This window comes from Aquirufa sp. Wall-65K1 (assembly GCF_054558475.1).
This window is the reverse complement of the sequence record NZ_JBPXKD010000002.1, coordinates 270,604-293,264: the sequence shown is the minus strand read 5'-3', so window position 1 is coordinate 293,264 and position 22,661 is coordinate 270,604. Positions and strand designations below refer to the sequence as shown.

At 38.6% G+C, this 22,661-nt stretch carries 18 protein-coding genes; 9 read left to right on the top strand and 9 right to left on the bottom strand.

Annotated features, from left to right (window positions below):
• Window positions 1–33 precede the first annotated feature (33 nt).
• A complete protein-coding gene (gene ubiE / locus ACST15_RS04530; protein WP_459453469.1) occupies window positions 34–759 on the top strand; it encodes a bifunctional demethylmenaquinone methyltransferase/2-methoxy-6-polyprenyl-1,4-benzoquinol methylase UbiE in 726 nt (241 codons plus the stop codon).
• 4 nt (window positions 760–763) lie between these two features.
• A complete protein-coding gene (porT, locus tag ACST15_RS04525) occupies window positions 764–1,429 on the top strand; it encodes a type IX secretion/gliding motility protein PorT/SprT (protein ID WP_459453468.1) in 666 nt (221 codons plus the stop codon).
• A gap of 1 nt (window position 1,430) precedes the next feature.
• Here the strand turns inward: porT and ACST15_RS04520 are convergent, their stop codons facing one another.
• Together ACST15_RS04520 and ACST15_RS04515 are read right to left on the bottom strand one after the other, a co-directional pair.
• Entirely contained in the window at window positions 1,431–2,351 is a 921-nt protein-coding gene (locus ACST15_RS04520) for a DUF4249 domain-containing protein (RefSeq protein ID WP_459453467.1), read from the bottom strand.
• Window position 2,352: 1 nt separating this feature from the next.
• The gene (locus ACST15_RS04515; protein WP_459453466.1) at window positions 2,353–4,728 is read right to left on the bottom strand and encodes a TonB-dependent receptor; all 2,376 of its coding nucleotides are present in this window, start codon (window positions 4,726–4,728) and stop codon (window positions 2,353–2,355) included.
• A gap of 198 nt (window positions 4,729–4,926) precedes the next feature.
• Here ACST15_RS04515 and ACST15_RS04510 point away from each other — a divergent pair, with 198 nt between their 5' ends.
• Both ACST15_RS04510 and nagB read left to right on the top strand, forming a co-directional pair.
• On the top strand, window positions 4,927–5,133 hold the full coding sequence (locus ACST15_RS04510) for a helix-turn-helix transcriptional regulator (RefSeq protein ID WP_459453465.1): 207 nt from the start codon (window positions 4,927–4,929) through the stop codon (window positions 5,131–5,133).
• 9 nt (window positions 5,134–5,142) lie between these two features.
• Window positions 5,143–7,044: a glucosamine-6-phosphate deaminase gene (gene nagB / locus ACST15_RS04505; protein ID WP_459453464.1), complete on the top strand. Its 1,902-nt coding sequence runs from the start codon at window positions 5,143–5,145 to the stop codon at window positions 7,042–7,044.
• 9 nt (window positions 7,045–7,053) lie between these two features.
• Here the strand turns inward: nagB and ACST15_RS04500 are convergent, their stop codons facing one another.
• From ACST15_RS04500 to ACST15_RS04480, 5 genes are all read right to left on the bottom strand, one after another.
• Window positions 7,054–9,978, bottom strand: coding sequence for an FAD-binding and (Fe-S)-binding domain-containing protein (locus ACST15_RS04500; RefSeq protein WP_459453463.1), 2,925 nt, complete (start codon window positions 9,976–9,978; stop codon window positions 7,054–7,056).
• A gap of 15 nt (window positions 9,979–9,993) precedes the next feature.
• The gene (locus ACST15_RS04495; RefSeq protein WP_459453462.1) at window positions 9,994–10,662 is read right to left on the bottom strand and encodes a lysoplasmalogenase; all 669 of its coding nucleotides are present in this window, start codon (window positions 10,660–10,662) and stop codon (window positions 9,994–9,996) included.
• Between the two features lie 2 nt (window positions 10,663–10,664).
• A complete protein-coding gene (locus tag ACST15_RS04490) occupies window positions 10,665–11,618 on the bottom strand; it encodes a glycosyltransferase family 2 protein (protein ID WP_459453461.1) in 954 nt (317 codons plus the stop codon).
• Between the two features lie 4 nt (window positions 11,619–11,622).
• Window positions 11,623–13,215: a glycosyltransferase family 39 protein gene (locus tag ACST15_RS04485; protein ID WP_459453460.1), complete on the bottom strand. Its 1,593-nt coding sequence runs from the start codon at window positions 13,213–13,215 to the stop codon at window positions 11,623–11,625.
• A 91-nt stretch (window positions 13,216–13,306) separates the two neighbouring features.
• Window positions 13,307–15,754, bottom strand: coding sequence for a ribonucleoside-diphosphate reductase subunit alpha (locus ACST15_RS04480; RefSeq protein WP_459453458.1), 2,448 nt, complete (start codon window positions 15,752–15,754; stop codon window positions 13,307–13,309).
• A 517-nt stretch (window positions 15,755–16,271) separates the two neighbouring features.
• On the opposite strand from ACST15_RS04480, the gene ACST15_RS04475 reads away from it, so the two are divergent.
• The 5 genes from ACST15_RS04475 to ACST15_RS04455 all read left to right on the top strand — a co-directional run bounded on the left by ACST15_RS04475 (window position 16,272) and on the right by ACST15_RS04455 (window position 20,738).
• On the top strand, window positions 16,272–16,517 hold the full coding sequence (locus tag ACST15_RS04475) for a type B 50S ribosomal protein L31 (RefSeq protein ID WP_109323601.1): 246 nt from the start codon (window positions 16,272–16,274) through the stop codon (window positions 16,515–16,517).
• Between the two features lie 71 nt (window positions 16,518–16,588).
• Window positions 16,589–17,725 carry a putative sugar nucleotidyl transferase gene (locus ACST15_RS04470; RefSeq protein WP_459453457.1) on the top strand — a complete coding sequence of 379 codons (1,137 nt, stop codon included), beginning with the start codon at window positions 16,589–16,591 and terminating at the stop codon, window positions 17,723–17,725.
• Between the two features lie 27 nt (window positions 17,726–17,752).
• Window positions 17,753–18,886, top strand: a complete 1,134-nt coding sequence (locus tag ACST15_RS04465) for a DNA polymerase III subunit (protein ID WP_459453456.1) — start codon at window positions 17,753–17,755, stop codon at window positions 18,884–18,886.
• Window positions 18,887–18,888: 2 nt separating this feature from the next.
• The gene (hemC, locus tag ACST15_RS04460; RefSeq protein ID WP_459453455.1) at window positions 18,889–19,815 is read left to right on the top strand and encodes a hydroxymethylbilane synthase; all 927 of its coding nucleotides are present in this window, start codon (window positions 18,889–18,891) and stop codon (window positions 19,813–19,815) included.
• Window positions 19,816–19,832: 17 nt separating this feature from the next.
• On the top strand, window positions 19,833–20,738 hold the full coding sequence (locus ACST15_RS04455; RefSeq protein WP_459453454.1) for an SDR family oxidoreductase: 906 nt from the start codon (window positions 19,833–19,835) through the stop codon (window positions 20,736–20,738).
• Here the strand turns inward: ACST15_RS04455 and obgE are convergent.
• Both obgE and ACST15_RS04445 read right to left on the bottom strand, forming a co-directional pair.
• Complete coding sequence (gene obgE / locus ACST15_RS04450) at window positions 20,735–21,820, bottom strand: GTPase ObgE (protein WP_459453453.1); 1,086 nt, start codon at window positions 21,818–21,820, stop codon at window positions 20,735–20,737. The two genes, ACST15_RS04455 and obgE, sit on opposite strands and share 4 nt — an antisense overlap.
• 19 nt (window positions 21,821–21,839) lie before the next feature.
• A complete protein-coding gene (locus ACST15_RS04445) occupies window positions 21,840–22,409 on the bottom strand; it encodes an adenylate kinase (RefSeq protein WP_459453452.1) in 570 nt (189 codons plus the stop codon).
• Between the last annotated feature and the right edge of the window lie 252 nt (window positions 22,410–22,661).

The window sequence follows — 22,661 nt, the reverse complement described above, 5'->3', positions numbered from 1 at the left end:
AATTACGTTTGGAAATAAAGCAATCAATCAAAAATGGTAGTACCCTACAAAAATCAATCGCAAGGAAAAAAGGAACAAGTAGCAGAAATGTTTAATTCCATTTCGCCAAAGTATGATTTCTTAAATCATTTACTTAGTGGAGGAATCGATATCATTTGGAGGAAAAAAGCGATTAATTTATTAAAGAATAAGGGTATCAAATCCTTACTCGATATCGCCACTGGAACGGGTGATTTTGCCATTGAAGCCTTAAAAATTCAGCCAGAAAAAATCATTGGGGTGGATATTTCTCAAGGAATGTTAGACTTTGGAATTGAGAAAATCAAAAAAATGGGTTTGGAGGATAAAATCCATTTACAACTAGGTGATTCAGAAAAATTACCTTTCTCTGATCAGAGTTTCGATGCCATAACGGTAAGTTTTGGGGTGCGTAATTATGAAAACCTAGAAAGGGGTTTAAGTGATATGTTGCGTGTCCTAAAACCAGGTGGATATTGTTTAATACTAGAATTTTCCAATCCTAGAAAATTCCCTATGAAGCAGTTATATGCCTTTTATTCGAAATTTATCTTGCCTCTATTAGGGAGAATGATATCCAAAGACCCTGCAGCTTATACTTATTTACCAGAGTCTGTTCAAGCCTTTCCGGATGGTCAAGACTTCCTAGATATTTATAAACGGGTGGGCTATACCAACACTCAATGGATTCCTATGACGGGCGGTATTTGCTCCATTTATTTAGGCCAAAAATTAAAATAGAAAATTGAAAAAACCTTTTCTACTCTTCATTTTCAGTATGATTGGCTTTTTTTCCTTAGCACAAGGGAATAAATACATCCGTATTAATAATGAGTTTTACGACGATAAAAGAGTACACTTTGGATTCCTTTTTGGATTAAGCTCAACCAATTTCAGCATGGAGGCTGATCCTAGTCTATCCCCCTCTATTTCCCCTAGAAATTTTGGATTTCAAATTGGAGGCTTGGCCAATTATTCCTTTAATCGATTTTTGGAATTAAAATCTGGAGTGAATATTGCACTTTATGACAGAGAAGTTACTTTTATACAACCTAAAGAGGAACTGAACATCACAAGAGAATCTACTTGGTTCGAAATACCGGTTTTATTAAAATTCAAATCCATTCGAAGAATGAATCACCGAATGTATGTTTTGGCTGGATCGAAGTTTGGAGTTGAGGCTAATGTGAAAAAAAATAGTGCTGCTTTAAGTGCTCAAACTGTAGATTTTGCATTAGAATATGGTTTTGGCTTCGAGAGTTTTTTTAAGTATTTCAAATTTACCCCTGAAATTAGATTTTCACATGGTTTGGCAAACCTGTATTCAGCTCCGTCTGTTTCAACGAATCCTTATTTCAAAGTAAGTCGACTGAACACCCATAATGTCACCTTGTACATTAATTTCGAGTAGCTTATTTCAAACCTTTTCTAGCCTTTTTGGGATCAACTTTAGTGGCAATAACACTAACAGCAGAAACTCCGAACCATCCTGCACCTTGAATAGATGAATTACTTTTTAGATTTTGAATATTCGTAGGAATATTGGCTGCTGGTCGAGAGAATAATCCTGCATTATTCAATTCCAATCTAGCTTGAGAATAGAAATTATATTGATCCTGGGAAATCGAATACAACTCCACTTTAATGGAATCATTCTCAACATACAACTCAGGGGAGATGGATCTACGAATTGGTAAATTAAACACCAATCCATCGGAAGCTGCTCCTTGTTGAAATGCACCATCATAAATGACAGAAATATTGGAAGGATCATTAAAAAGCTTTCCATTTTTATAGGTCTTAACCCGGTAGCAGTCACCTAATCCCAAAAAGTCTTTGGCAAAAAACTGAGCATCATATCCTTCTTTAGGCTTATCATCACCACGTTGTCTTCCTGAAGCCTCATCAAACTGATACAACAAAGAATCAATTAGTGGCACTCGTCGCATGGTGGCAGAAGCGGTAAATTGCTCGTTGGACCAATTGATTGCTAATTGATAGGTCATTCCCATTTTACCTAGTATATCCGTAGGAGATTTAGGTTGCCAAACATAAGTACCTGCCTGGTCTTTTTGCTCCAGGAATACATATTCTTGACCTGCGTTATCTCTAACTTTAACTTCTGCTCCACTGATTTTTGGACTCACAGAATTATCAAAATAAGCTTGCGACTTAGATAAAATAATTTTTTGAGGTCCTGGTAGATTAGTCAATGTTGCTTCTACTACCAGGTAATTATTGGACCTTGGACTTTCTAATTGAACAACGTCCTCACAAGAACTAAGTAGTACAGTCAATAAAATACTTAAGATATAAATAGCTTTATTTTTCATATTAGAACGAGAAGTTATAAGTTACCGCTGGAACGAATGAACCAATAATGGATAATTGAACCGCCTCTGTTTGAGCTGCATTTGTTTCATTAGGACGGGTATAAACAGAAAAAGGATTCTTGCGATTATACAAGTTATAGACCGAGAATACCCATTCAGATGTTCCTTTTCCGAATAATCCCTTTTTATTTTTCTTGGTAGCCGAAATATCTAAACGATGATAATCTGGAACTCGGATATTTCCACGGGTACCGGGTAAAGTCTGTGGATAGGCTATGCCCTCATATATATATTTTTGAACTGGTATGGAATATGGAACACCAGTTATATAAGCAAAATTTGCCCCAAAGGACCATTTATCACTCAAGGCATATTGCCCTATCAAATTTAAGGTATGAGTACGATCATATCGACTGGTATACCATTCATCGTTATTTATACCATCAATCTTTCTTTCTGTTCTAGCTAAGGTATAACTCATCCAACCTGTCAGTTTTCCGACGTTCTTTTTCACAAAAAACTCCAATCCATAAGCTCTACCTTCACCAAATAATAAATCTTTTTCAAAATAAGGATTCAAAAATAAATTAGCTCTGTCAGCGTAATCGATTTGATTTTGCATTTTCTTGTAATATACCTCTACAGATGCTTCGTAATCATTTCCACTTTCTCCGTAGTTCTTAAAAAATCCTAAAGCTACCTGATCCGCAATTTGGGGTTTGATATTATTCGTTGAACTTGTCCAAACATCCAAAGGCGTAGAAGCAGCAGTATTGGACAGTAAGTGAACATATTGCGACAAACGGTTATAGCTAGCTTTTATGGACGCTGCTTCATTCAATGTCCAATTCAAGGCCATTCGGGGTTCAAAATTACCATAAGAGGCAATCACCTGTTCCGGATTTACTTTATTGATCTGCAAAACATATCCTGAAGGATTTTGGGCAGACATGGGAACAGCTATACGATTATAATATTCACCATCTAAACTTTGATAATCATAATGTGAATACCTTAAACCATATTGAGCAGAAAATTTAGGAGAAAACTTCAATTCATTTCCTACATAAAAAGATGTTTCTAATCCCCTTTTATTAGCTTGCCCAAATTCCCTTTTCTCTCCAATGGAGGATGCTACCGCCTGCCCAGGCTTAAATTCATAAGAAAGAATTTGACCACCAAAAGTAAGTGTATTATCTGGAGAGATATAATAAGTAAAATCCGGTTTAAAACTTAGATTAACAATATTGGAAGTCCAACGAAAGGAATCATTGGGACGCTTATTCTTTAAGTCTGAATCTAATAAATAATCATAATTACTGTAGAAGCTGGTCGCATTTAAAAAAAGCTTATTAGAAAAAACGTGATTCCATCTGGCAGACAATGTCCCATTCCCCCAATTAAATCCGAAGCCTGTTCCGAAAACATCCCTTCCGAAATAACCCGATAAAAAGACGGTATTTTTTGAGTTGATGTTATAATTAACCTTGGCTGTTAAATCATAAAAATTAAATTGAGCATCGGCATTATTACCGGTAAGGAATGGCTTAGCCAAAATATCTATGTATGACCTGCGCGCAGCTACAATAAAGGAAGCTTTATCCTTAATTAGTGGAGCTTCTATGGAAAGTCTGGAAAAAATAACCCCTATACCACCATTCACTTCTAATTTCTTGGTATTACCTTCTTTCATTTTGACGTCCAAAATGGAAGAAACGCGCCCCCCATATTGTGCAGGTATACCACCTTTGAATAATTTGACATCCTTGACAGCGTCAGGATTAAAGACAGAAAAGAATCCAAAAAGGTGCGATGAATTGTAAACAGGTGCATCGTCCATTAAAACCAAATTTTGATCAACCCCACCCCCTCGAACATTAAAACCTGAAGCCCCTTCTCCTACCGTACTAACACCCGGTAATAATTGAATGGCTCTAACTAAATCCACTTCACCCAATAAGGCAGGAATTCTTTTAATGGTCTTTATATCAATTTTGTTGACAGACATTTCTATACTCTTCACGTTTTCGTCTACCGCTTTGGCCGAAACCCGAACTTCCGCTAATTCACTATCGGCTGGTTTTAATTCAATGGAAAACTGCTGGTTTTGATTAGAGAAAAGAATTTTTTTCTCCACCCTTTCGTAGCCAGTGTAAGAAAAAACCAATGTATACTCTCCTGGAGCTAGCGTTAAACTGTAAAAACCATAGGTATTACTTTGATTTCCTACTTTAAGTTCCTTCACGTAAACATTGGCTCCAATTAGTCCTTCACCGTTTGAACTATCTTTGATATATCCGCTTAAAGTAGCTTTTTGGGCATAAATAGTACTGCAAAACAGACTAAATATGGTAATTAATAGATGTCTAAATTTCATTGAATTAGATTATTGAACACTTGAATACGACAGTTGATGCAAAGATAAACCCACAAAACCATAATAAAGTTTCAAAAACTGATAATCTAAATAAATTATCAGTTCGAATATTTTAAAAACAAATCAGTAACATATTACCGATTTGTTTTTATTTTAAAATTATGTAGTACATTTACAGCACAATCGAGAGAAAAAGAGATGGACTTGAAAATTTTTGGGGAAATCATCCGAGAAAAAAGAAGTGCACTTCGACTTAATCAAGATGAATTGAGTGAAAAAAGTGGTGTTGCCATCAAAACCATTCATTCCATTGAATTAGGAAAAGGAAATCCCGCCATTAAAACCATTCTTAGATTATTTGATATACTGGGACTAGATTTAATTGTCATAGCCTCTAAACCTTAAATTTTTACCATGGAACAGGCCATTAGTTTTGAGAGGGTACCCACCCGCATTTATTCCGATTCAGAAAAGGCTTCTAAAGCCGTTGCCCAAGAAATTGCGGCTTTGATTCGTGAGAGAGCAAAAGAAAAGAAACCAGCCGTCTTAGGATTAGCTACTGGTTCTTCACCCAAAAAAGTGTATCAGGAATTAATCCGAATGCACAAGGAGGAAGGATTAAGCTTTAAAAATGTCATTAGCTTTAACTTGGATGAATATTATCCAATGCAGCCAGATGCCATTCAAAGTTATGTTCGATTTATGAGAGAACAATTGTTTGATCATGTCGACATCCCATTAAATAATATCAACATCCCAGATGGCACTTTATCCATTGAAAAAATACCTGAATTTTGTAGGGATTATGATGATAAAATTGAAAAACTAGGTGGTTTAGATTTTCAATTATTGGGAATCGGTCGAAATGGGCACATTGGTTTTAATGAACCTGGTTCTTTAATCAATTCCAAAACGCGTTTAATGACTTTAGACATAAGCACTAAAATTGATGCTGCTATTGATTTTGGAGGCTTAGAGAAAGTGCATAAAAAAGCCATTACCATGGGTATAGATAAAATCATGCATGCCAAGCGTGTGATTTTATTAGCCTGGGGTGAACATAAGGCAGAAAGTGTTGCTCGTGCCGTAGAGGGTCCTGTTACTTCCGATATACCGGCCTCTTATTTGCAACAGCATAATAATGCGACCTTCATTTTAGATGAAACAGCCGCCGCGGCTTTAACTCGCATTAAAACGCCCTGGGTTGTAGATTCGGTAAATTGGGATCGAAAAATGATCAAAAAAGCCGTTACTCATTTAGCCCTACAACTAGATAAACCTGTATTAAAACTAACTAGTAAGGATTATAATGAACATGGACTTTCTGAGCTTTTGTCTCTCTATGGTCAAGCCTATGACATCAATATCGAGGTATTCAATTACTTACAACATACCATAACGGGTTGGCCAGGAGGAAAACCCAATGCCGACGATACGCACCGTCCGGAAAGAGCATTTCCTGCCAAAAAGAAGGTCATTATTTTTAGTCCACACCCTGATGATGACATTATTTCCATGGGAGGTACCTTCCAGCGTTTGCATGACCAAGGACATGATGTGCATGTGGCTTATCAAACCACAGGAAATATAGCTGTAGCAGACGATGAAGCACTTCGTTTTGCTGAATTTGTTGTTGATTTCAATGAAAAATTCGAAAGCTCAACCCCGAAGGCAAATAAAATTTATAAAGAAGCCGTTAAGTTTTTGAAAAGTAAACGGGATTCTGAAATTGATATCCCATCCGTTCGCGAAATCAAAGGTTTAATTCGTAAAGGGGAAGCTAAAAACACTTGCCGATTCGTAGGTATTAAAAAAGAAAATACCCATTTTCTCGAAATGCCTTTTTATGAAACAGGGACAGTACGTAAAAACCCTATTGGAGAAGCAGATATTCAAATTATCATGAATTTGATTGAAGAAATTCAACCTCATCAAATTTATGCAGCAGGAGATTTAGCCGATCCACATGGAACACATAAAGTGTGTTTGGATGCCATTTTGGAAGCTGTTCAGCGATTAAAGCATCGTGAATACATGAAAAATTGCTGGGTATGGTTATATAAAGGTGCTTGGGCGGAGTGGGATATTGACCAGATTGAAATGGCAGTACCGATGTCGCCAGACCAGGTATTTCAAAAACGCATGGGTATCTTCAAACACCAATCACAAAAAGATGGGGTGGTATTTCAAGGAGACGACTCACGTGAATTTTGGCAAAGAGCTGAAGAACGTAACCGTGGAACAGCCAGCATTTACAATAAACTAGGCCTAGCCGAATACGAAGCCATGGAAGCCTTCGTTCGCTGGAGATTTTAAAATAAACCTCTAAACCAACGCATCAAACAAGATTTCGGCGGTATGCTTCGCTTCGCGTTGTGTACCGTCGTGAATCTGGTGCCGACAACTCGTTCCAGAAGCGGCAATCATCACCTCGGGGCCCTGTGCCCGAACAGTCGGGAATAGGACTAACTCTCCTATTTGCATCGACAAATCATAATGTTCTTTTTCATATCCAAAAGATCCAGCCATACCACAGCAGCCGGATGGAATTAATTGAACTTCATAGTTTATAGGTAGTGACAATGCTTTCTTAGCTGGGACTAAAGAGCTGATGGATTTCTGCTGACAGTGCCCGTGTAATTTAATCAAACGTTTTTCCTGTGTAAATTGATTCGGAGATATTCGCTTAGCATCTAATTCTCTCGCGATAAATTCCTCCAACAATAAGGTATTTTTGGCTAATGATTTTGCACGATCTACCCAAGCATCTGACACTAAATCAGGATATTCATCTCTAAAAGTCAATAAAGCTGAAGGCTCAATACCCACCAATGGTACGTCTTGGCTCACCAAATCACTCCATAATTCTACGTTTTTTTGTGCTAATTCTTTAGCTTCATCCAACATTCCTTTGGACAAAAATGACCGTCCAGAAATAGGATGCGCTAAGGTACGAACCTCATATCCCAAGGCTTCTAATAAAAGTACCGCCTTTCTGCCTACTTCAGCATCATTGAAATTGGTGAATTCATCCACAAACAGAAATACTGCTTTTGAGGAAGTGATACTTTTCCTATTTTTCAACCAAGCTCTCAATGTCTGGTTCGCCAATAATGGCATAGTTCGATTCGGATGGAAGCCCACGAGTTGATTAGCCATTCGACGTAAAAATGGGGTACCCATCACCAAGTTATAGGCAAAAGGAATTTTTGAGGCTATAGTAGAGATACTCGAGAAATGACCAACCAACCAACTGCGAAGAGGTAAACCTTTTTCTTTTTGGTATTGATATAAAAACTCCATTTTCAATTTGGCTACATCCACATTGGACGGACATTCTGACTTACAGCCTTTACAAGCTAGGCATAAATCCATCACCTCTTTGATCTCCTCATGAGCAAATCGATTCTCTTGAGTAGAGCGAGTCAAAAACTCACGAAGTATATTGGCTCTTGCCCTGGTTGTTTCTTTCTCATTTCGAGTTGCCATAAATGATGGACACATAGTTCCACCAGAAACAGGTGTTTTTCGACAATCCCCAGAGCCATTGCATTGCTCAGCATGCTGCAAAACATCCTGATCTTGATAACGAAACGCAGTTTTAAATTCAGGAGTAATTTGCCCAGCATCATAGCGTAAAAAACTATCCATGGGAGGCGTATCCACAATCTTATTGGGATTAAAAATCCCTTTAGGATCCCACCAAGATTTCAAACTGCGCATCAATTGGTAATTGGACTCCCCTACCATCCAAGGAATAAACTCTCCCCTCAAGCGGCCATCTCCATGTTCACCAGACAATGAACCTTTGTATTTTTTTACTAATCTAGCAATTTCTTCTGCAATATGTCGGAACATCTGATGTCCCTCTTTTGTCTTTAAATTAATGATTGGCCTTAAGTGCAATTCACCCGAGCCAGCGTGAGCATAATGCACGCAATAAAGGTTATTGGCCGAAAGAATTTCATTAAACTCAGCAATAAATGCAGGTAAATCATTGACATCCACTGCCGTATCTTCAATGACTGCCACAGCCTTTTCATCTCCGGGTAAATTTGATAGTAAACCCAAACCAGCTTTTCGCAAATTCCAAACATTTTTCACCTGATCCCCTGTGATGAATGGAAAATGATAGCCTAAATTCTCAGCCAGCATCGCTTTTTCCACTTCTTTAGCTTGAGTAGCCAATTCATTCGGGTCATCCGAACGTAGCTCTACCACTAAAATAGCCCCAGGATCCCCTTCCACAAAAAAACGATTTTGCCTTTGTTCGGGATTGGCTTTGGTACATTCCAAAATATAATGATCCATCAGCTCGGAGGCGGAAGGATTAAATTTTAGCGCAATTAAATTAGCACGTAATGCTTCGTCTATGGTATTAAAATGAGCACAAACCAAGCCCAAATGCTTAGGAGGCAGTTTATCAACATGCAATTTAATTTTGGTCGCAAAGCAAAGTGTCCCCTCTGAACCAGCAAGCAAGGCACAAAAATTAAAAGGCGCTTTCTGGGAATCAAATGCTTCCGAATTCAATAACATATCGACCGCATAACCCGTATTTCTACGGTGAATACTTGGTTTAGGAAATTCATCTTGAATTTCCTGCTGTATTTTAGGATCTGATAATGCCGCTAAGGTTTGGGAATAGATATGATGTAAACGTGTTCCTTCTTTCAAGCCTTTCAAGGTCTCAAAAGGATTTTCAGCACTGAAATTAACGAGGGTTCCGTCTGACAAATATCCTTCAACCTCCAAAACATGATCACGGGTAGAACCATAAACCACCGAATTTGAACCGCAGGAGTTATTTCCTACCATGCCTCCTATCATAGCTCGATTGGCCGTGGAAGTCTCCGGTCCAAAAAACAAGCCATGCTTTTTCAATTCTACATTCAACACATCCCGAACTACACCTGGCTCTACCCAAACATAAGATTCCTGTTCATTGACTTCCAATATTCGATTAAAAAACTTGGAAACATCCACAATCAAAGCCTTACCTACCACTTGTCCAGCTAGTGATGTCCCCGCCGTTCTTGGTATTAATGGTAAGGCATGCTGGTCCGCAAAACGAATGATGGTTTCTAAATCCTTAGGCGTTTCTGGAATGGCAACTCCCAAAGGCATTTCACGATAGGCCGATGCATCCGTTGCATACAAAGTACGCATCACCGTATCGGTAAATAATGATCCTTGAATTTTCTCAGCTAATTCAGCTAAGATGGGTGTTGTTTCAACAGTAGAAAGCATGAAATCAAAATCTAATTAGGAACGCAATTTAACCAAACCTTGCGTGAGTAACAATTGAGCTAAGATATAAGTCGACATCACCCAAAAAGAATTACCCGGAAATGAATGATAAAACTTATTTATTGCCAATAAACTATCAGAAAGAACGAAAAGAATAGCTCCTAAAAATATGGTTTGATAGTTCCAAAGGGATACGCTCGACTTCCTTTGAGATGCGAACCATAGCATGGTTCCTAAACTAATGGCATAGATAACAACAGGAATAGCCAATGCCAAGTTCATATTGGGCAAAAGAAGGCTTAATAAACCCAGAACATATATACTGAGTATCACCGTCATTCCATTGACAGGACTTAAGACCTTATTAATTTGTTTTCGAAACATGTCAATGTAAATCCACTGCATGACCAAGAAACTACCCAAGCCTAATTGAAAGAAAATCGGGTTACTTCCGGGAATCATCAAAAAAACATCGCCTAACCAAGCAAAAAATAAAGCTGCTAGTAAGGTGGGCTTGCGTTCTACATCCTTAGAAAAAAAGACAAAGGCCATCAATAATAGCATGAGGGCAGGTTTGGCAAGGTACCTGATATCAGAAAATGAAGGAATGAGCATAGGAACTATGACATCCAAGAAGGCGGCAATTCCATATAATAATAAGAACAACCTGGGCCCTTTCATCATGCTTATTTCAAAAATTTACCTTCACAAATTTCTTGGTCAATGATAAAATTGGGACGATTTTTCGATTGAAAAAATATACGAAGAATGTATTCCCCCAAAATCCCTATGGCCAATAACTGAATTCCCCCAAATAGGATGATAACGAACAATAATGAAGTAAATCCTTCAATTACTTGACCAATAAATAACTTCTTGATCACTACATAAAAGAAATAAATCAAAGATGAAGCTATGGCCATAAAACCCGCTGAGGATACAAATTTGATAGGAAATTCACTAAAATTAAAAATCCCGTTCAAGGCCAATTGGACTAATTTAGAGAAGGTATATTTGGAATCCCCAAAAGCGCGCTCTTGTCGATTGTAAGAGATGCCCACTTGTTTAAACCCAATCCAGGTTCTCATTCCACGAATAAACCGACTCTCCTCGGGCATTTGGTTTAAAATATCTACGACCTTTCTTCCTATAAATGAGAAATCTCCACTATCAAGCGGAATGTCCACATTAGCAATTTTCTTTAATATTCGATAAAAGATAAAATAAGCCATGCGTTTGTACCAAGGCTCTTTTCTCTTTTCACGAACGGCATAAACCACTTCATAGCCCTCTAAATGTTTGGTATAAAATTCTTCCAATAATTCCGGTGGATCTTGTAAATCACCATCCAATACGAAAACACCTTCCGAACCACGAGCTACAGATAAACCTGCGGTAAGTGCTAATTGGTGACCATGATTACGAGAAAGCAAAACTACATGGAAACGAGGATCAGCTAAAGCTAATTGTTTTAACATGGCTCGAGAATTATCTCGACTTCCATCATCAATCAATACAGCTTCTAAACTTATGTTAGATTGATCCATTATCTTCGTCAACCGCTCCACAAGGGTAGGTAAATTACTTTCTTCGTTATAAACTGGAATCACGAAGGAAACCTGGGGAATTCCATTTGTCATGCGTCTAATATCTATATTTCCCTTTTTTGAAATCAAAAATAAGCAATCTTCTGCCATTTTTTTTCTTTAAAAGAACGGAATCTTGAATTAAGGTATCTATTTTCTGAACGTATAAATCACTAGGCTCAAAGTACACATTGGTTAGTTGGGCATCACTTACATCAGCACTACGAACTTGAAGGTGGGCTGAATTCAAAAAATTATTCATTTTAGAAGGATAAATCACCGTATCACCAAGCTGATATTGTTCCTTGATTTTTTGAGCTATTTCAGGGTAAGGATTTGATCTTCGGTCATGTGCAAAGGTGTATTTTTGAGCTTTATCGGAATAGAGCGGTAAAAATATTTGAACTAAGTAATTTACCTGAATGAATAAAAAGATGCTCGTCACGATTTTAATCCAAATGGTTTGCTGAAAGGCATATTCCGCCAAACCAACAGAAATAAAGATCCCGAAAGGTAAACCAAAGCTGGCGTATCGAAGGAAGAACCCTGTAGTAGTTCCTGCATTGATAGCTGAAAGAATCAAGACAATGATGGGAAATACAGTCTGTATGATTCCAAAAATATAAAAGGATCTAGCCTCTTTACTTAAACTTTTCAACCATGAGATGACACCTGCGCCAAATAATAGCAAACAGATAGCTCCTATTTTGAATCCGTGACGAACGTATAAATCATTCGTCCATAAAAACTGATCAGATAAAATCGAAACCGATTTTTTAAATAAATTGATGGCATTAGCTGGTTCTATCCATCCGACAATCGGGCCGCTTTGTGCTAAGAATTCTCTGTATTGTCGAGCAGCATCTGCTTGATAGGCCAAAAAATATTGTCCAGGACCTATTAGCATCCATAATCCGAAAGGTATCAAGACCACTATGCCCCAAAGGATGTGCTTTTGCCAAAACTTCCAAGTATTTCTTTGTTGCAATGAAAAGATTAATTGTCCAATAAACACCAAGGCCGTTAAATAGGTACTAAATAAAGCAGCCACACTACTTATCATCCACATCATCCAGTTCCTGTTGGAATTTTTATGCTGATTTTCAGCTTGCATAGCTGACCAGAAATAAAAATTGGAAGCGGTAGTAAAGAAGATACTGGTGGTATAATTTCTAGCTTGCTGGCTATAAATGACAAAAAATGGCTCAATGACCGCAAGGGCCAAAATGATGATGGGGAAGATTTGAGATTGAGGACGAATTTTTCTAGCCCAATAAAAAAGGAGCCAAAGAGTTAAAATGTTAAAAAAGACCGACACGGCTCGCAATACGCCATCCTCTTTGCCAAATAAAAAGGCAAAAAGCTTTAACATCATATCATGCACTAGGCTATTGCCGCTGACATCCCCTCGGGCATCTGCATCTAACCAGGCCTTGATTCCTCTGGACTTCCAAAAATCTTCCGGAGTAAATGTATTTGGAGGGGCAAGCTGATCTGTCATGCCACCAAAATTGGTATTCCCTACGGCTAGCAGCAGACTTTGTTTTTCATCACCAAATAAACCAAAGTGGCCAATATGGTAAGTTCTTAGTCCCAATGCAAGGAGCATGAGAGCAAAAAAACTCAACACAAACAGACCTTTATTTTTCATTCAACTCACTTAGCTAGAAAACATAAAAATCACTTGATGTTGCCATCAAGTGATTTTTAAACACATTTTGAAACTGAATAACAGCTTTTGATTAAGAACCACAGGCCTCACAAGCTTCAGGATTATCTAAAGAACATGTCATATCGGCTCTGTTTTGCGACTCTGCCTCAGTGAATGAAGCAGCGGATGCGGCTTGCTGTCTGGCATATTGCATTTCAGATTCATGCACGTTATTCGTCTGTTCAATAGCCACCTCTGCTTGTTTTTCAATGGTAAATTTAATGGCATCTGCAGCGGCTTTGGTACGCAAGTAATACATACCCGTTTTCAAACCTAGCTTCCAAGCGTGGAAGTGCATGGATGTTAATTTACCAAAGTTGACATCTTGGATGTGGATGTTCAAACTTTGTGATTGACAGATATAAGCTCCACGATCTGCAGCCATTTCTAAAATGGTTTTTTGCTTAATCTCCCAAACCGTTTTATAAAGATCTTTCAGGTCTTGAGGAATTTCTGGGATATTTTGAACGGAGCCATTCGCTGAGATTAGCTTGTTCTTCATGCTCTCATTCCACAATCCTAATTTGATTAAATCCTTTAATAAGTGCTTGTTAACAACCGCAAACTCACCTGACAACACACGACGTGCGTAAATATTGGAAGTATATGGTTCAAAACACTCATTATTACCTAAGATCTGGCTAGTAGATGCCGTTGGCATTGGAGCCACTAACAAGGAATTACGTACTCCGTTTTCTACAACTAGACGACGAAGTGTTTCCCAGTCCCAACGACCTGATTCTGGAGTTACACCCCACATATCGAATTGGAAAATACCTTTCGAAATAGGTGAACCTTCCCAAGTAGAATATGGTCCTTCTACTTTCGCTAGTTCCATAGATGCTTCCATGGATGCGTAGTAAATGGTCTCAAAAATATCTTTATTTAATTGCTTCGCTGCTTCTGACTCAAATGGCATACGCAACATGATGAAAACGTCAGCCAATCCTTGTACTCCTAATCCTATTGGACGATGGCGCAAGTTAGAATTTCTTGCTTCTGGAACTGGATAATAGTTAACATCAATAATCTTATTCAAATTACGGGTAGCCGCTTTGGTTACTTCGTATAATTTGTCGTGATCAAATGCCAAGATACCTTGCTCGTTCATGCGCACGTACTTAGGCAATGCCAATGAAGCCAAGTTACATACAGCTACTTCGTCTTTGGAAGTATACTCCATGATTTCAGTACATAAGTTGGACGACTTAATGGTACCTAAATTCTTTTGGTTCGATTTTTTGTTGGCATGGTCTTTGTACAACATATAAGGTGTACCAGTCTCTGTTTGTGATTCTAATACTTTAAACCACAATTCTTGTGCTTTTACCACTTGACGGGCTTTGCCTGCTAATTCATATTTTTCATACAATGCCTCGAACTCCTCACCGTAAGCATCTGAAAGACCTGGACACTCATGAGGGCAGAACAATGACCATTCGGCATTTTCTTCCACACGCTTCATGAATAAATCTGGAATCCATAGTGCATAGAATAAATCCCTAGCACGCATCTCCTCTTTACCGTGATTTTTCTTTAATTCTAAGAAATCAAATACATCAGCATGCCATGGCTCTAAGTACACAGCAAATGAACCTTTACGTTTTCCTCCTCCTTGATCTACATAACGTGCGGTATCGTTGAATACACGCAACATCGGGATGATACCATTGGAAGTACCGTTGGTACCTTTGATGTAGGAACCCGTAGCACGAATATTGTGAATGCTCAAACCAATACCACCGGCAGATTGAGATATCTTAGCCGTTTGTTTCAATGTATCATAAATACCTTCGATGGAATCATCTTGCATAGTCAATAAGAAGCAAGATGACATCTGAGGCTTAGGAGTACCTGCATTGAATAGGGTTGGTGTGGCATGTGTGAACCAACGCTCCGATAATAAATTATAGGTATCAATAGCTGCAGCGATATCTGCTCCATGAATACCTACCGCCACACGCATCAACATGTGTTGAGGACGTTCAGCGATTTGTCCCTCTAATTTTAAAAGATAGGATTTCTCTAATGTTTTGAATCCAAAATAATCATAACCAAAATCACGGTCATAGATGATAGCTTCATCTAGCTCGACGGCATTCTTCTTAATGATATCATAGATTTCCTTAGAAAGAAGGGCTGCATTTTGACCAGTTTTAGGATCAACATACGTATACAAGCGTTTCATCGTAGCCGAAAACGACTTCAATGTGTTCTTGTGTAAGTTAGAGATCGCGATGCGGGCTGCCAGCACAGCATAGTCTGGGTGCTTGGTGGTTAATGAAGCCGCTGTCTCAGCCGCTAGATTATCCAACTCGGTGGTCTTAACACCGTCGTAAAGCCCTGTAATCACTTTTCTAGCAACCTCTAGGGGTTGAACAAAAAATGGATCCAAGCTGTAGCAAAGCTTCTCAATTCTTGCTGTGATTTTATCGAACTTGACAGATTCGCGTCGACCGTCTCTTTTAATTACGTACATACTTTATATATTAGAAAATTAGCGTCTCAATAATTCAGCTTACAACCCTTTTAAAGCACAAAAGATTCCCGCTCTAGAAAATTTCTCATCTAAAATATTCAAGTTTTTATGACTTGAAAAACGGTTGGCGGTTTTGTTTGTAAGCTTTAACTTCATCCAAGGATTGCATACTCCTTGGGGGGTTGGGCACTACGTAAAATTAGAAAAAAAGAACCCCGCTTGCAAACTATTTTTTCATCAAAAAAAAATAAAAAAATAGGCTTATTTGAAATGCAACATTCAATTAACCTAATGTCAATTCGTTACGACATTTGCGTCTTTGAAAAGTACCAGAAAATATTTTTTAAGATTTTTTTAAGCCTCAAAATATTGGCAAAACACCTAAAAAATTGTTACGCATTTTTTTGGATTTACTTATTAAATCTGTAATTTTGCATCCCAAATTGATGGAACTACATCCCACAGATCCATTTACAAAATAACGAGACGGCAGGGAATCGTCATTATACTACCCAACATGAAAAAAGACATTCATCCAGAATACAAAGAAGTTGTATTTCACGATTTATCAGCAGATTACAAGTTTTTGACTCGTTCTTGCGTTAATACAACTGAAACAACAGAATTCGAAGGAGCTACTTATCCTGTATTTAAAATTGAGGTTTCATCTCAATCACACCCTTTTTACACAGGTAAAAACGTGTTATTGGATACTACAGGTCGTGTGGATAAATTCAACAAGCGTTACGCTCAGAAAAACTAATCCAAACAAAATCATTACCTTGGCCTCCTCGAACTTGTTTCTTGGAGGCTTTTTTATTGTATTTTTGTCGCATGTTGGAAAACATCAACTTCTTTAATGACCCTCTCTTGGTGCAATCCATGCGGCCATTAAGTTATTACCGCCCCCTCCATCAATTATGGCTAGGAACAAGCGCCATACAAGATAAATGGGGCAAATTTAATCAGCTATCATCTACATCAGCCACCCATGTGACCATTCTCGGTTCACTACTGCCTGATGATCAAATAGCTGAAGCTATTTCGCAATTACCCGATAATGTCCAGCTGGTTCAAGGTCAACAGGTTTTAGCCTATACTAGTTCTAGCGCCAATAAGGATTTTGCCCCCTCATCCTCCCGCAAATCCATCGAATATTCTGGGAAAGCGCGTTGGATCCAGCATCCAGAGGATTTATTGGTGCATCAACAGCTGAGCCTTGTCCAAGAAATAGAACCTGCGCCTTTTGATATTGAAAAATACCAATCTTTAGGTAATATCATTCTATCCCCTGAGAATTGTTTCATTCATGCCAGCGCCCAACTTAAGGGATGCATGATGGATGCCAGCTCGGGGCCTATTTATATCGGCGAAGAGGTTAATCTACAAATGGGGACGATCATTCAAGGACCTGCAGCCATTTTAAAAGGGGCAACTAGTAACCTAGGAGCCAAAATTAGACCAAATACCACCATTGGCCCTGGTTGCAAAGTAGGAGGAGAAATCAACCACACCATTTTCTTTCCTTATAGTAACAAAGCCCATGAAGGATATATAGGAAGTTCTGTGATTGGATCCCACAGCAACCTGGGAGCTCTCACCAGTAATTCCAATATAAAAAATGATTTAAAACCTGTTTCAATATTTGATTACCCAACATCATCATACAGAAATACAGGATTGTCGGCCCTAGGCCTCATCATGGGCGATTTTGTCACAACAGGAATCCATAGTAAGTTCAATACAGGTAGCATGATTGGTTGCCATTGTAACATCAGTAGCCAAAGCTTTTTACCAAAATTCATCCCATCCTTTACTTGGGGAGAATACCCCAATATTCATACCTATAAAATGGAAAAGGCCAGGGAAGTGGCTCAACAATGGATGCATTTAAAACATCAAGCCATTCCGGAAAATCTCGCCGCGGTGATGGAAGAAATTTGGAAAGAGGAGGCTTCTTTCCGAACTTAGACTTTTCGTTTACTCATTTCCAAAGGCATGCTTTTTAAGGATATTCCAGGCTTATCTGAAATCAAAAAAACTTTGAGTTCAGCCGTGCGAAATCAGCACATTGCCCATGCTCAATTGTTTCACGGCCCCTATGGTGGCCCACAATTAGCCATGGCCCTGGCATTTACCACGTATTTATTCTGCACCAACAAACAAGGAGATGATGCCTGTGGCGTTTGTGCAAGTTGCCAAAAAATGAAAAGAGCCGTTCACCCCGACTTGGTTTTTCTTTTCCCTACCATAGTAACTAAAAAATTTAAAGAGCCTGAATCAGACTTATTTTTACCTGAATGGAGAAATTTCATTGCAGAATCCTGCTATCGTACATTACCGGAATGGTTGGGATTTTTAGGAGTTGAGGGAAATAAACAAGGAAATTTCCCTGTGGAGGAAACGCGTAAATTAATCCCTAAAATAAGTCTCAAGCCTTTTGAAGCTCCTTTCAAGGTGGTGATTTTATGGAACCCTGAATCTTTAAATGCTTCATCGGGCAATGCCTTATTAAAAACCTTAGAGGAACCACCTTCTACCACCTTATTCCTATTAGTATGTTCAGAGCCTCAGAAACTATTGGCCACCATACTTTCTAGAACGCAACGTATTAAAATCCCCATGGTGGAGGAGCAAGCTTTGGCCGATTTTTTAGTTGAACAATCTGCCATTGACCCTGAAAATGCCCTGCAATTAGCCCAAAGCTCTGAAGGAAATATTTCTTGGGCTCTGGAAAAATCCAAAACAGAAAATTTAAGTACATCCACCTGGTTTGCGGAATGGATGAGAGCCATCTATTCAAAAAATTTAAGTAAGTTGGTTATTCTGGCAGATCAGTTTGATGGTTTTGCTAAAGAAGAGCAAAAAGGCCTTTTGGAATATGGCTTGCATATTTTAAGGCAGTGTTTATATCAAATTTCTGGAACTCCAGAACTGATTAAATCATTGGAAAAAGAAAAAAAATTCATTGATAATTTTTCGAAAACCTTAAGCCAAGAGAAAATAGAAAAGATGTCCAACAAGGTCTCTGATGTACATTACCATTTGGAAAGGAACGCCAGAGCAAAAATGGTTCATTTGGATTTATCCTTACAATTTGTCCGCATATATCATGCACCCAAAAACGCCTAGTCATGCAACATATAAGAATAGGAACTAGAAAATCAGCATTAGCGATTTGGCAAGCGAATCACATTGGTCATCTGTTGGAAAAAGTAGGCTTTAGCTATGAACTCAGGGCAATAAGTACGATAGGAGATCAAGTGCTGGACCGATCCCTTTCCAAAATAGGCTCCAAAGGTGTTTTCACGGAAGAATTGGAAACCATGCTGCGTGAGGGCGAAATTGATATCGCTCAACATTCCGCCAAAGATTTACCTTCCCATTTACCCGAAGATTTAGAATTAATCGCATTTACGGAAAGGGAGGCCGCTCACGATGTGGTACTTAGTTTAGACCCGAGCCTGCAATTACAAAGCCCCAAAAAATTACGTATAGGAACCTCCTCTACTAGGAGAAGGGCCTTTTTACAACATTTTTACCCTCAACATGAATTGGTAGAAATGCGCGGTAACCTTCAAACGCGCCTTGAAAAACTAAAGCAAGGAACTTGTGATGCCATGTTACTGGCCTATGCTGGGGTTCATCGCATGGATATGGGTGCATACATCACGGAGCATTTATCCATTGGCCAATTTGTTCCAGCGGTTGGCCAAGGTTCTGTGGCGATTCAATGTTCTATCCATTTGGATCCTAGCCTAAAAGAACAAATTAGGTTGGCTTGTAACCATACTACCACTGAGACCTGTTTATTGGCAGAGCGAAGTTTATTGTATCAACTTGAAGGAGGATGTAGCGTTCCTGTATATGGACATGCCATCGCCACAGGAGAGAAGATAGCCTTGACGGCTGGTGTATTAAGTTTAAATGGACAAGAAAAGTTGGAATTCACCCAAATTGGAACGAATCCTCAAATTTTAGGTGAACAATTAGCAGGAGATTTGGTAAATTCGGGTGCTAGAAAAATCCTTCAAGCTATTAGGGCGGAGTTAAATCCATAATCTTGTTGAAATTTCGCATGAAAAAAAGAATATTAATTACTGGTTCCAATGGCTTATTAGGTCAAAAGTTAGTCCAATTGCTCATCAAGCAGTCGGATGTTGACTTAATAGCAACTGCCAAGGGACCAAATCGACTTGCGTCTACTACAGGGTATACTTACGTATCCTTGGATATCACGCAAGAAAGCGAAGTAATGGATGTTTTTCAGACCTATCGACCAGATGTATTGATTCATACAGCAGCCATGACCAATGTGGATACTTGTGAAGTTGACCCTGCTGGTTGCGAATTACTGAATGTGACTGCCGTTAGGTATTTAATACAAGCTTGTGAGGCGCAGGGCACTTTTATGTGTCATTTATCCACGGATTTCATTTTTGATGGAGCAAATGGCCCCTATGATGAGGAGGCTCAACCAAATCCTATTTCCATTTATGGAGAGAGTAAATTAGCTGCAGAAAAATTACTTCAATCTTCTTCAATTCGTTGGGCCATCGCCAGAACTGTGCTTGTATTTGGCATTGTTCAAGATATGAGCCGCACGAATATTATTTTATGGGTAAAAAAATCTTTGGAGGAAGGTAAAACCATTCAAGTCGTAACCGATCAATTCCGTACACCTACCCTAGCCGAGGATTTGGCCATTGGCTGCTGGTTGATTGCACAAAAAGAAGCAGAAGGAATTTTCAATATTTCGGGTTCAGATTTTTTAACACCTTATGAAATGGCCATCAAAACGGCCAATTTCTTTTCATTGCCATTGGAATTAATCAAAAAGGCTGATTCCTCTACTTTCCAACAAGCTGCCAAGCGACCACCGCGAACCGGTTTTATTTTAGAAAAGGCAAAAAAAATCCTAGGGTATCAGCCTAGGAGTTTCGATGAGGGAATTGCTTTGGTAGCAGAACAAATACGTACTTAGTCCTCAGAAGATGAAACTTCTTCATCTGTATAAGTAGTGGCTTCTTCCTCGGAAGATTTAGCTAATAAGGTATCTGCTTGAAATTTGGCATTTTCTTCTTGTAAGGTTTTCCAAAGTACATCTTTTAATTCTTGTATACCTTCTTGAGTAATAGAAGAGATGAACACTACCGGTAAATCTGATGGAAGGCTAGCTCGAATTTCTTCTTGCATTTCTGGAATAGAAATATCCATTTTAGAAACCACTAATACACGTTGTTTCTGTAATAATTCAGGATTAAATTTCTCTAGTTCTCCTAAAAGAATTTCGTATTCTTTTCCCCAATCTTTGGCATCCGACGGAATCAAAAAACAAAGAATGGAGTTCCGTTCAATGTGACGTAAAAAGCGAAGACCTAAACCTTTTCCTTCGGAAGCCCCTTCAATAATTCCTGGAATATCTGCTACTACAAAAGATTTATAATCACGATAGGCCACCACACCTAAATGAGGTACCAAGGTGGTGAAAGGATAATCAGCAATTTCAGGCTTGGCAGCAGAAAGCACGGAAAGCAGTGTGGATTTCCCTGCATTTGGGAAACCTACTAAGCCTACATCAGCTAATACTTTTAACTCCATGATAACCCATCGATCTTGCCCTTCTTCACCCGGTTGAGCATGTCGAGGAGATTGATTGGTGGAAGATTTAAAGTGGGTATTCCCCATACCCCCTCTTCCACCTGGGAGCAATAATATCTTTTGACCTTCTTCGGTAACCTCCGCTAAAAACTCATTGCTTTCTGCATCTTTGACGATGGTTCCCAAAGGAACTTCGATATAAATATCTTCACCTTCAGCACCTGATCTTCTACCTCCTTCGCCACCTTTACCATTATCGGCAATGATGTGTTTTTGGTATTTTAAATGAAGTAAAGTCCAGAGTTGAGAATTCCCAACCAAATAGATATGTCCTCCTCGACCGCCATCACCACCATCGGGTCCACCTTTAGGCACGTGTTTTTCACGGCGGAAATGGGAAGATCCGAACCCTCCTCTACCAGAGCGGACATTTATCTTGACGTAATCTATAAAATTGGATGTCATAAGGTATTATACCAGGCTATTAACCTTCAATGATGCGGACAATTTGTCCAAATATTTCTTCAATTTCGCCGATACCATTGATTCCTTGGAATTTTCCTTGGGAGGCATAGTATCCTGCTACTGGAGCTGTCTTTTCTCCATATTCTTGTACTCGCTTACGAATTAAGTCTTCGTTTTGATCGTCAGGTCTTCCTGAAGTTTTGCCGCGTTCTAATAAACGCTGGGTTAACTCCTCCTGATTTACTTCCAAGGAAATCATGTGTTTAATGGAAAGCTGATGACCCGCTAATAGCGTATCCAATGCCTCAGCTTGGGCTACAGTTCTAGGAAAACCATCAAAAATAAATCCAGAAGCACCTTTATTTTCATTCAATTTATTCTCAATCATCCCAATAACTACTGAATCAGGAACAAGAATACCTTGATCCATTAATTTCTTAGCTTCTAGACCTAAGGTGGTCCCTGCCGTAATTTCGGCACGCAACAAATCTCCTGTAGATAAATGGATTAAACCATATTTATCAATCAATTTAGCTGATTGCGTTCCTTTTCCAGCCCCTGGAGGCCCAAATAGTACAAGATTTAACATAAAGTATGAAAATGGTTGACTGTTAAACAAGATTAAAAATAGAAGAACAAAGGTAATCAATGCCAAAGGATAAAACCACCTTTATCTAAAATATACCTTGTTAGCCTAAGTTGCTGATAGTAAGAAAGGTATATTAAATAAGTGTAATTTTTTTACGCTTATGTGCAATACTTTAGGCTGAAAAGGCTAACTTGCAGGCGATTGAGTAGATAAAAGAACATTTTTTATCGACAAAATCAAATTTTCACTCAA

Bases quoted from the DNA above. Each gene is read 5' to 3' on its own strand.
- ubiE (WP_459453469.1), top strand. From the start codon at position 34: ATGGTAGTACCCTACAAAAATCAATCGCAAGGAAAAAAGGAACAAGTA.
- ACST15_RS04520 (WP_459453467.1), bottom strand. From the start codon at position 2,351: ATGAAAAATAAAGCTATTTATATCTTAAGTATTTTATTGACTGTACTA.
- ACST15_RS04515 (WP_459453466.1), bottom strand. From the start codon at position 4,728: ATGAAATTTAGACATCTATTAATTACCATATTTAGTCTGTTTTGCAGT.
- ACST15_RS04510 (WP_459453465.1), top strand. From the start codon at position 4,927: ATGGACTTGAAAATTTTTGGGGAAATCATCCGAGAAAAAAGAAGTGCA.
- nagB (WP_459453464.1), top strand. From the start codon at position 5,143: ATGGAACAGGCCATTAGTTTTGAGAGGGTACCCACCCGCATTTATTCC.
- ACST15_RS04500 (WP_459453463.1), bottom strand. From the start codon at position 9,978: ATGCTTTCTACTGTTGAAACAACACCCATCTTAGCTGAATTAGCTGAG.
- ACST15_RS04495 (WP_459453462.1), bottom strand. From the start codon at position 10,662: ATGATGAAAGGGCCCAGGTTGTTCTTATTATTATATGGAATTGCCGCC.
- ACST15_RS04490 (WP_459453461.1), bottom strand. From the start codon at position 11,618: ATGACAAATGGAATTCCCCAGGTTTCCTTCGTGATTCCAGTTTATAAC.
- ACST15_RS04485 (WP_459453460.1), bottom strand. From the start codon at position 13,215: ATGAAAAATAAAGGTCTGTTTGTGTTGAGTTTTTTTGCTCTCATGCTC.
- ACST15_RS04480 (WP_459453458.1), bottom strand. From the start codon at position 15,754: ATGTACGTAATTAAAAGAGACGGTCGACGCGAATCTGTCAAGTTCGAT.
- ACST15_RS04475 (WP_109323601.1), top strand. From the start codon at position 16,272: ATGAAAAAAGACATTCATCCAGAATACAAAGAAGTTGTATTTCACGAT.
- ACST15_RS04470 (WP_459453457.1), top strand. From the start codon at position 16,589: ATGTTGGAAAACATCAACTTCTTTAATGACCCTCTCTTGGTGCAATCC.
- ACST15_RS04465 (WP_459453456.1), top strand. From the start codon at position 17,753: ATGCTTTTTAAGGATATTCCAGGCTTATCTGAAATCAAAAAAACTTTG.
- hemC (WP_459453455.1), top strand. From the start codon at position 18,889: ATGCAACATATAAGAATAGGAACTAGAAAATCAGCATTAGCGATTTGG.
- ACST15_RS04455 (WP_459453454.1), top strand. From the start codon at position 19,833: ATGAAAAAAAGAATATTAATTACTGGTTCCAATGGCTTATTAGGTCAA.
- obgE (WP_459453453.1), bottom strand. From the start codon at position 21,820: ATGACATCCAATTTTATAGATTACGTCAAGATAAATGTCCGCTCTGGT.
- ACST15_RS04445 (WP_459453452.1), bottom strand. From the start codon at position 22,409: ATGTTAAATCTTGTACTATTTGGGCCTCCAGGGGCTGGAAAAGGAACG.